This is a genomic window from Cupriavidus cauae, from assembly GCF_008632125.1.
Classification (GTDB): Bacteria; Pseudomonadota; Gammaproteobacteria; order Burkholderiales; family Burkholderiaceae; genus Cupriavidus; species Cupriavidus cauae.
Genome location: NZ_VWRN01000001.1, coordinates 1 through 10,070, shown reverse-complemented (window position 1 = coordinate 10,070; position 10,070 = coordinate 1). Strand labels below are relative to the sequence as shown.

Annotated in this window: 5 protein-coding genes; 3 read left to right on the top strand and 2 right to left on the bottom strand. The window is 71.3% G+C overall.

Annotated features, from left to right (window positions below; translation table 11 throughout):
- The first annotated feature begins 47 nt into the window (after positions 1 to 47).
- Together F1599_RS00025 and treY are read left to right on the top strand one after the other, a co-directional pair.
- Positions 48 to 2,015 carry a DUF3459 domain-containing protein gene (locus F1599_RS00025; protein WP_395894362.1) on the top strand — a complete coding sequence of 656 codons (1,968 nt, stop codon included), beginning with the start codon at positions 48 to 50 and terminating at the stop codon, positions 2,013 to 2,015.
- 169 nt (positions 2,016 to 2,184) lie between these two features.
- Positions 2,185 to 4,773 carry a malto-oligosyltrehalose synthase gene (gene treY, locus F1599_RS00020; protein ID WP_190286266.1) on the top strand — a complete coding sequence of 863 codons (2,589 nt, stop codon included), beginning with the start codon at positions 2,185 to 2,187 and terminating at the stop codon, positions 4,771 to 4,773.
- Positions 4,774 to 4,920: 147 nt separating this feature from the next.
- Here treY and F1599_RS00015 read toward each other — a convergent pair whose 3' ends face one another.
- Positions 4,921 to 7,068 carry an ATP-binding protein gene (locus F1599_RS00015; protein ID WP_150081485.1) on the bottom strand — a complete coding sequence of 716 codons (2,148 nt, stop codon included), beginning with the start codon at positions 7,066 to 7,068 and terminating at the stop codon, positions 4,921 to 4,923.
- Between the two features lie 178 nt (positions 7,069 to 7,246).
- Entirely contained in the window at positions 7,247 to 8,104 is an 858-nt protein-coding gene (locus F1599_RS00010; RefSeq protein WP_150081484.1) for an SDR family oxidoreductase, read from the bottom strand.
- A 426-nt stretch (positions 8,105 to 8,530) separates the two neighbouring features.
- Between F1599_RS00010 and F1599_RS00005 the strand changes: the two genes are divergently transcribed.
- The gene (locus F1599_RS00005; protein WP_150081483.1) at positions 8,531 to 9,964 is read left to right on the top strand and encodes a methyl-accepting chemotaxis protein; all 1,434 of its coding nucleotides are present in this window, start codon (positions 8,531 to 8,533) and stop codon (positions 9,962 to 9,964) included.
- Positions 9,965 to 10,070: the final 106 nt, after the last annotated feature.

Below are 10,070 nucleotides of genomic sequence, written 5' to 3'. Positions count from 1 at the left end.
CGCGCGGCGGCTGGGAAACGCTGGGCACCGCGCCGGCGCCCGCGCCGCTGGGCGGCGCGTCTGAAGCCGCACCGGCGCGCCAGCCCCGCTTCGGCCCCTTGCGGCTGGCCGACGGCCGCACCTGCTTCCGGCTGTGGGCGCCCGATATGGCGGCACAGGGCGAAATCCCCCGGCTCGAGATCCACGACGCCGGCCCGGTGCTGATGACGCCGGCCGGCGACGGCTGGTTCGAGGCCATCGTGGCCTGCTGCGAAGGCGCGCGCTACTGGTTCCGCCTCGGCGACGGCACCATCGTGCCGGACCCGGCCTCGCGCGCGCAGGCCGGCGATGTGCACGGCGCCAGCGTGGTCGTCAATCCGACCACCTACCAGTGGTGCCATCCCTACTGGCAGGGGCGGCCCTGGCACGAAGCCATCATTTACGAGATGCACGTCGGCCTGTGCGGCGGCTACGCGGGCGCGGCGCGCGAACTGCCGCGGCTGGCGGCGCTCGGCTTCACCGCGGTCGAGCTGATGCCGCTGGCCGAGTTTCCCGGCAGCCGCAACTGGGGGTATGACGGCGTGCTGCCGTTCGCGCCGGAGTCGAGCTACGGCACGCCCGACCAGCTGCGGGCGCTGGTCGACGCGGCGCACGGCCTGGGCATGATGGTGCTGCTCGACGTGGTCTACAACCATTTTGGCCCCGAGGGCAACTACCTGCCGCGCTACGCCAGCACCTTCTTCCGCGAGGATGTGCGCACGCCATGGGGCCCGGCGATCGACTTCCGCCGGCAGGAAGTCCGCGACTTCTTCACCGAGAACGCCTGCTACTGGCTCGAGGACTTCCGCTTCGACGGACTGCGGCTCGACGCGGTGCACGCCATCGCCGACGAGGGCTGGCTGGCCGAACTGGCGCCGACGCTGCGGCAGCGCTGCGCCGGGCGGCAGATCCATCTGGTGCTGGAGAACGACCACAACGACGCCGAGCTGCTCGCCGGCGGCTACGACGCGCAGTGGAACGACGATGCGCACCACGTGCTGCACGTGCTGCTGACCGGCGAGCACGACGGCTATTACGCCGACTATGGCGCGGTGGTCGCGCCCGAGTTCGGCGCCGGTGCCGACGCCGCGCACCGGGCCGACTCCGGCAGCCATCCCGGCCCCGACTATGGCCGCGCCTACGACCAGGACGCGGCGCCGCGCGGCGATCATCAGCCGCTTGGCCCCACCACCCGCCATCTGGCGCGCGTGCTGGCCGAAGGTTTCGCCTATCAGGGCGAGGCGTCGCCGCATCGCACGCGTGAAGCGGGCGGCGACAAGCCCGTCCATCGCGGGCAGCGCAGCGCCCATCTGCCGCCGACCGCATTCATCAGCTTCCTGCAGAACCACGACCAGATCGGCAACCGCGCGTTCGGCGAGCGCATCACGGCGCTGGCCCAGCCGCGCCCGCTGCGCGCCGCGATCGCGCTGCAGATGCTGTGTCCGCAGATCCCGATGGTATTCATGGGCGAGGAAGGCGGCACGCGCACGCCCTTTCTCTATTTCACCAGCCATCCGCCCGAACTGGCCGAGGCCGTGCGCGAGGGCCGCCGCCGCGAGTTCGGCTCGATGGCCGGTTTTGCCGACGGCGCGCGCGCCCACAGCATTCCGGACCCCAACGCACCGACCACCTTCGAGGCCTCGCGTCCGGAGTTCGATCCGGACGGCGAGAATGCGCAGTACTACAGGTCGCTGATCACGCTGCGCCGGCGCGAACTGCTGCCCCGGCTGCCCGGCACGCGCTGCGAAGGTGTCGACGTGCTCGGCGACGCGGCGGTGCGCGCGAGCTGGCGCATGGGCGACGGCGCGCTGCTGACGCTGTGGGCCAATCTCGGCGACGCGGTCGTGTCCTGCGGCGATGGACCGCAAGGCGAGCTGCTGGCCGAGAGCGAGCCCGGCGCCGCGCGCCAGCTGGAGGACGGCACGCTGTCCGCCGGCGTCACGGTCGCCTATCTGCAATCCGGGCAGCAGACGCCGTCCGAAGACACCACCGGCTGAACGCCGGGCGCTTGCCACCATGTCGTCAGCCTCCAGCAACGCATCGCATTCCGCCACCGCGCACCCGGCCGCGCATTCAGCCGCGCATTCAGCCACGCATTCGGCCGCGCACTCGGCCGATCCCGCTGTCGATCGCGCCGCCGAGCCCGCGGACGACCGGGGCAACACCATCGTGCCGCGCGCCACGGCAAGGTTGCAGCTGCATGCCGGCTTCACCTTCGCGGACGCCGAACGCCAGGTCGACTATCTCGCCTCGCTCGGCGTCAGCCATCTGTACCTGTCGCCGATCTTCACCGCCAAGCCGGGCTCGACGCACGGCTACGACGTCACCGACTTCCAGCAGATCAATCCCGAGCTGGGCGGCGAGGCCGGCTTCCAGGCGCTGGCCGGCCGCGCGCGCGCCGCGGGGCTCGGCGTGATCATCGACATCGTGCCCAACCATATGGCGGCCAGCTCCACGCACAACCGCTGGTGGGCCGACGTGCTGGCGCGCGGCGCGGAGAGCCCCTACGCCGGGCACTTCGATATCGACTGGCATTCGCCCGATCCCGAACTGCATGGCAAGGTGCTGCTGCCGATCCTGGGCCGCCCGTACTGGGAAACGCTGCAGGCCGGCGAGATCGCGGTGCGCAGCGACGGCCAGCGCCATTGGCTGCAATACGGCGAACACGAGGTGCCGTTGTCCGAGGAATCGATGGCGTCCTTCGATGCCGGCCGCGACGGCGCGCGCTTCGATACGGCGACGCCGGAAGGCCTCGAACGCCTGCACGCCCTGCTGGAGCAGCAGAACTATCGGCTCGCCTGGTGGCGCACCGCGGCGGACGAACTGAACTGGCGGCGCTTCTTCGAGGTCAGCGAGCTGGTCGCGGTGCGCGTCGAGCAGCCGCCGGTGTTCGACGACGTGCATGCGCTGGTGCTGCGGCTGGCGAGGGACGGCCTGATCGACGGCGTGCGCGTCGATCATGTCGATGGCTTGGCCGACCCCGGCGGCTATTGCCAGCAGCTGCGCGCGCAACTGAACGCCGCGATGGCGGCGCGCAACGCGCGCCCGTGGATCGTGATCGAGAAGATCCTGGCCGAGAGCGAAACGCTGCGCACCGAATGGCAGATCGACGGCACCACTGGCTACGACTTCATGGACGAGGTCGGCGCGGTGCTGCACGACGGCGCCGGCGAAACGGCGCTGACGACGCTGTGGCAGCAGGTCAGCGGCGACAGCCAGGCGTATGGCGAACAGGTGCGGCAGGCGCGCCGCCATCTGCTGTCGCGCTTTCTCGTCACCGAATTCGAAGGCGCCTGCCGCCGCCTGCATGCCTGCGCGCGCGCCGAGCCGGCCACGCGCGACCTGACGCTGGCGAGCTGGCGCCGCGCGCTGGCCGCGCTGCTGGAACCGCTCGAGGTCTATCGCACCTACCTGGGCGAACACGCGTGGTCGCGCGAGGACCGCCTGCGGCTGGAAACCGCCGCCGAGCTGGCGCGCCGCGCGGTCCGGCCCGACGACACCGCCACCGTCGATCGGCTGCTGGCCTGGCTCTGCGCGGGTCCGCACGCGAGCGGCGCGCTGCGCGAGGCGCGCGCCCGCGTGCAGCAGCTGATGCCGCCGCTGGCGGCCAAGGCCGCCGAGGACACGATGTTCTACCGCTACGGACGGCTGCTGTCGCGCAACGAGGTGGGCAGCCACCCCGCCACGCTGGCGATGCCGCCGGATCGCTTCCACGCCCGCATGGCGGTGCGCGCGCAGGTGTGGCCGCACGCGATGCTGGCGACCGCGACCCACGACCACAAGCGTGGCGAGGACATGCGGATGCGGCTCGCGGTGCTGAGCGAACTGGCGCCGGAATGGCAGGCCGCGGTCGGCGAGTGGGAAGCCCGCGCCCAGCGGCTGGCGGGCTCGGGCGAGCGCGCCGTTCCCGATGGCGCCGACCGGCTGATGCTGTATCAAACCCTGGTCGGTGTCTGGCCGCCCGAGCTGCCGGCCGACCGCGATGCCGGCGACCCGGCCGTGCACGCCCTGCTCGAACGCGTGGGTGCCTGGCAGACCAAGGCGGTGCGCGAGGCCAAGCGGTACGGCCACTGGACCCGGCCGGACGAGGCCTACGAACAGGCCTATGCTGGGCTGCTGCAGGCGATGGCGCAGAACGATCTGCTCGGCAGCGTGGCGCGCTTCGCGCAGCGCATCGCACCGGCCGGCGCGCTCAACAGCCTGGCGCAGACGCTGCTGCAACTGACCGCGCCCGGCGTGCCGGACCGCTATCAGGGCACGGAGGGCTGGGACTTCAGCCTGGTCGATCCCGACAATCGCCGCCCGGTCGATTACGACGCGCTGCGCGCGGCGCTGGCCTGCACGGCGGGCTGGCAGAGCTGGCTCGAGCAATGGCGCGACGGCCGCATCAAGGTGCAACTGGTGCGCGCGCTGCTGGCCGCGCGCCAGGAGCAGCCGGCGCTGTTCCGCGATGGCGGCTACCGGCACTTGCATGGCGAAGGCCCGGCGGCCTCGCATCTGCTGGCGTTCGAGCGCCGCCGCGGCGACGAGCGCGTCATCGCCATCACCACGCGGCTGGCCGCAAGGCTGGTGCAGGATCGGCCCGCCGTCGCGCCCGCGGCATGGGGCGACACGCTGCTGTGCGTCGGCGAGCCGGGCGCCAGCCGCTGGACCGACGCACTGACCGGCCGCACGCTGTCGGCGCCGAACGGCCGCCTGCGCGTGGCCGACGTGCTGGACCCGCTGCCGGTCGCGCTGCTGCGCCGTACCGGCTGAGTGGTCTGCGCCGATGCCACCGTGCGGTGCGTATCTGCCGACCGGTGCCGTCTGAATCGGTGCCGTCTGTATCGGTACCGTCCGAATCAGTACCGTCCGAATCGGTACCGTCCGAATGGGTACCGTCTGAGCGGTACCGGCCGAGCGCTACAGCCGCGACGGGCTCGACTGTCCGTCCACGGCGCGCGTCGGCGCCAGGATGCCGGCCTTGACCAGCGTCTGCGCGTTCCAGGGCTTGAGCAGGAACGGCAGCCCCGACACCGATGCGAGCGCGATCATGTCGGCGTCGTCGGTCATCAGGATCACCGGCAGAAAAGGAAAGCTGCGGGTCAGCCGATCGCGCAGCGCCAGTCCGCCGAGCGCGGGACCGAGGCGCGCATCCGCGATCACCAGATCGAAGCCGTAGCGGTCGGTCGCCGCCATTGCCTCGGCCTCGTCGCGCACCAGCGTCACGCGATGGCCAGTTGCCTGCAGCGATTCGACCGCGCTCTGCACGCTGCGCGGCTGATCGGCGACGATCAGCACCGCGCTGGCGCCGGCCCCCCAGCGCGTGCGCGCATGGCTGTCGCCATGCTGCCAGGCCGGCAGATAGAGCCGCACCGTGGTGCCCTTGGCCACCTCGGATTCGATCACCGCCACGCCATCGACTTCGCGGCAGAAGTCGTGTACCTGCGCCAGTCCCAGGCCGCTGCCCAGGCCCGCGGTCTTGGTGGTGAACAGCGGCTCGAAGACGCGCTCCACCACCTCGGGCGGCATGCCCTTGCCGTTGTCGCGCGCCGACAGGCAGACATAGTTGCCGCGCATGCCGCCGGGACGGCTGCCATCGAGCGTCACGTTGGATGCCGTCACCACGAACTGCCCGCCGCTGGGCATCGCATCGCGCGCGTTCGACGCCAGGTTCATCATCGCCAGTTCGAGCTCGTTCTTGTCCGCGCAGACCGGCCAGCAGGCCGGATCGATCTCGTAGCGCAGCTGCACGCGCGGACCCAGGGTCGAGCGGATCAGCGGCGTCCAGCCCTCTGCTTCCTGCGGCAGGAGCAGGACTTCCTTGCGGTGCTGGCGCTTGCGGGCCATGCCGATCAGCTGGTTGCTCAGCGCGACGCCGCTCGCCACGCTGCGCTTGATGCCGGCCAGCGCCTTCTCGCGCGCGACATCGGGGCGCGTGATCATCAGGTCGGTATTGAACGAGATCACCGACAGCACATTGCGGAAGTCGTGCGCGACCGAGGTGATCAGATGCCCCACCGCCTCGAGCTTGCGCGACTGCCGATAGCGCTCCTCCACCTCCTGCCGGCGCGTGACCTCCTCCTGCCAGCGCAGATACGACTGCTCCTCGCGCTTGAGCCGGCGCAGGCTCATCCAGGCCAGCGCCCACAGCGCGAAGGCGGGAATCGCCGCGACGGTCGCGCCGATATACAGCCGGTGCCGCCACTGCGCGTGGATCACCCGCATCGGAATGTCGACCACCGCGTGCAGCAGCCCGCCGCCGATCGCCCAGTGCGCAACGATGCTGTCTTCGCCGCCCAGGCCCGGCATCCGCGCGACGCTGTCGCCGGACCCTTCCGATACGCGCTGCAGCCCCTCGCGCACCGCATCGGGCACCTGCTCGGGCACGCTGTCCGGATACGCGGCCAGCACCACGCCGTCGCTGCGCACCAGCGCGGCCTGGGCGCCGGTCTCCTGGCTCAGCACGTCGCGATAGAAGTCGGCGAAATACGAGGGGCGCAATGCCACCGACACCAGCCCGGCGACATTCGCATCGGGACCGAGCCGCGGCATGCTGACGTTGATCACCCGCTCGGGTACCACCTTGTCGGTGACCACGCCGGTCACATCGAACGGACGCAGCCCGCCGACGATGGCGCGGAAGTCCTCGCGCTCGCTGATCGAGACGCGCGGCACCGGATAGAAGCGGCTGCTGGCCAGCAGCACGCCGTGTTCGTCATAGACCGCCAGCGACGACGCCTGCGGCAGGCCGCCGACGATATCGGCCAGGCGGGTATGGACGTCGTCCTCGTGCTGCCGCAGCTGCGCGTTGCTCCAGCCCGCGGTGGCATCGCGGATGCGGCTGTTGATCTGGTGATTGCCTTCGAAGACCTTGCTGGCATGCTCCTGAATCACGCGTGCAAGCCGCGCCGAGCGCTGCTCGGCCTCGGCCACGTCGGCACGCAGCGACAACCCCGCCCAGGTAGCCAGCACCGCGGCGGGGAACAGGATCGCGCCGAACAGCAATGCGACCAGGGTACGGCGCTGCGTGGCGAAGTAGTGGCGCGTGCCGAGATAGCTGTGGGGCATGGTGGCAAGGGGCTGGACCGGGCCACCGCGACGGCGACCACTGCACGAATGCGCAGCTTACCCCAGCAAGCATTCAGGTTAGACGCCGAGCCTCGAACGTCAAGCGCGAACGCCGCCCCGACGGGCCGGTGCCGGCCCGGCCCATCGATCCCTTGCCACAACGAAAACTTGCCTTTGCCTAGCCGTTGATCACCTCGCCGCCGTTGATATGCAGCACCTGCCCGGTGATATAGCTGGCCGCGCGCGAGGCCAGGAAGACGAAGCCCGCGGCGACCTCGAAGGGCTGGCCGGGGCGGCCCATCGGCGTCTCCTTGCCGAACTTCTCGACCTGCTCCGGCGGAAAGGTCGACGGGATCAGCGGCGTCCAGATCGGCCCCGGCGCCACGCCGTTGACGCGGATGCCGCGCTTGACCACCTGCAGCGCCAGCGAGCGCGTGAACGAGACGATCGCGCCCTTGGTCGACGAGTAGTCGAGCAGGTGCGCGCTGCCGCGATAGGCGGTCACCGAGGTGGTATTGACGATCGCCGAGCCCGGCTGCAGGTGCGGCAGCGCGGCGCGGGTCAGGTGGAACATCGCGAAGACGTTGGTGCGGAAGGTCGCCTCGACCTGGGCCTCGTCGATCTGCTCGGGCTGCTGCTTCGGATGCTGCTCGGCCGCGTTGTTGACGAGGATGTCCAGCTTGCCGAGTTCCTTGACGGTCTGCTCGACGACCTGCGCGGCATGGGCGCTGTCGCCGAGATCGCCGTCCATCAGCAGGCAGCGGCGGCCCGCTTCCTCGACCAGCCGCGCGGTTTCCCTGGCATCCTCATGCTCGTTCAGATAGGCCACCGCGACATCGGCGCCCTCGCGCGCGAAGGCCACCGCGACGGCGCGGCCGATGCCGCTGTCGCCCCCGCTGATCAGCGCGACCTTGCCGGTCAGCTGGCCGCTGCCGACATAGTCGTCGGCGCCGCTGTCGGGCTTCGGATGCATTTCGCTTTCCAGGCCGGGCTGCCGGTCCTGATGCTGCGGCGGGAGTTGCTCGGGTGTGGCCATGGGCTTTCTCCTGTCTGGCAAACGTTGGCGAACGCCACGCCTGGTGCGTGGCACCTTGCCGTGAGGCCGCAACTTTCATGCCGCCGCCGGCATATGACGCCCCTCCCCGTCCGAGCCGCTTCTGCCCGTTCGGCGGTCCGGATGGCCCGGCCCCGGCGCTCTCCTCCTTACAACCGCGCTGGCAATCCTTACCGGCGACACCGGTCGTGCCGCGTCCTTGCGGGTAAACCATGACCGCGTCCGGCCTAAGGTCCGCCTCCGATCTGCCGATATCGTCGGTGCGGCGGCATGCCGTCGTGCGGCCGCGATAACAACATGCACAACGAATGCGAACCAAATTGCAACGACAGGGGGGATCGAATGGGTAGCAGCACGCTGGCTTTGCGCGCCGAAGCGGGTCACACCGCCACGCGACCGGATGAATTCTTGCCGCGGGGGCAGGCCGCCGGCACGCTGCTGGAGGCCGTCCACCGGCGCGCCGACCGCCTGCTGGTCGGCACGATCTGGCTGCTGTGGGCCGCATCGCTGCTGGCGGGCTGGCGCTACGGCGCGATCGGTCCGAGCCTGGCGGTCGGCCTGCCGCTGTCGGTGGCGGCCAGCCTGTGGGCCGCGGCGCTGCCGGGCCGGCTCGGCACGCGGCTGGCCACCGCGGCGATCTCGATGGCGATGGTCGGGCTGCTGATCCACCAGGCGCGCGGGCAGGCCGAGTACCACTTCGCGGTGTTCGTGCTGCTGTCGGTGCTGCTGGCCTATCGCGATTTCCGGCCGATCCTGCTGGCCGCGGGGTTGATCGCCGTGCACCACCTGAGCTTCAACTATTTCCAGACCTGGGGCTGGGGCGTGATCTGCTTCACCGAGCCGGGCCTGGGCATCGTGCTGCTGCATGCGGCCTTCGTCGTGGTGCAGACCGCGGTGCTGGTGGTGCTGGCCCATCGGATGGAGGCCGACGCCCGCTCCGCCGGCGAACTGGCGGCGCTGGCGGCGCGCATCGGGAGCGATCCCGGCTACCTGACGTTGACGCCGGCGCGCGCCGGCGAGCCGCGGCCGGCCAGCGCGCTGGCGCGCTCGTTCCAGGCCACGCTGGACGCGGTGCGCGGCACGCTGCTGCAGGTGCGAGACAGCGCGGCGGAGGCCGCCGCTGCCTCCGGCGACATCCTGCAGCGCAATACGGTGCTGGCCGAACGCACGCACAGCCAGCAGCGCGCGCTGGAGGAAATCGTCACGGCGATGAGCGAGCTGCGCCGCAGCGCCCACGAGAACGCCGACCACGCGCAGGCGGCCCACACGCTGGCGGGCACGTCGCGCGCGGTGGCCGCGCAGGGCGGCGAGGTGATCGGCTCGGTCATCCGCACGATGGGCGAGATCCATGCGGCCAGCGAACGGATCGCCGACATCATCGGCGTGATCGACGGCATCGCATTCCAGACCAATATCCTGGCGCTGAACGCCTCGGTCGAGGCCGCCCGCGCGGGCGAGCAGGGCCGCGGCTTCGCGGTGGTGGCGGGCGAGGTGCGCACGCTGGCGCAGCGCAGCGCCGCGGCGGCCAAGGAGATCCGCGCGCTGATCGGCGAATCGGTCGACCGCGCGCGCGCCGGCTCGGAACTGGTCGGCGCCGCCGGCAGCACGATGGGCGAGCTCGAGGCCAGCGTCGCGCGGCTCGCCGCCATCGTCGACCAGATGGCGCTCGCCACCGGTGGACAGCGCGCCGGCATCGATCAGGTGGATGGGAATATCGCCGGCATCGACGCGGCCTCGCGCCAGAACGTCGACCATGTCGACCAGACCGCGCAAGAGGTCGCGCGCCAGCAGCAGCAACTGGCGCGGCTGACCGGCGCGGTGGGGCAGTTCAGGCTGGATTAGGTCGCGGGATGACCGACCATCCGCACGCGCCGCCGGGCGGTGCGGCGGTGCGGCGGTACGGCGGTGCGGCGGTGCGGCGGTGCGGCGGTGCGGCGGTGCGGCGGTG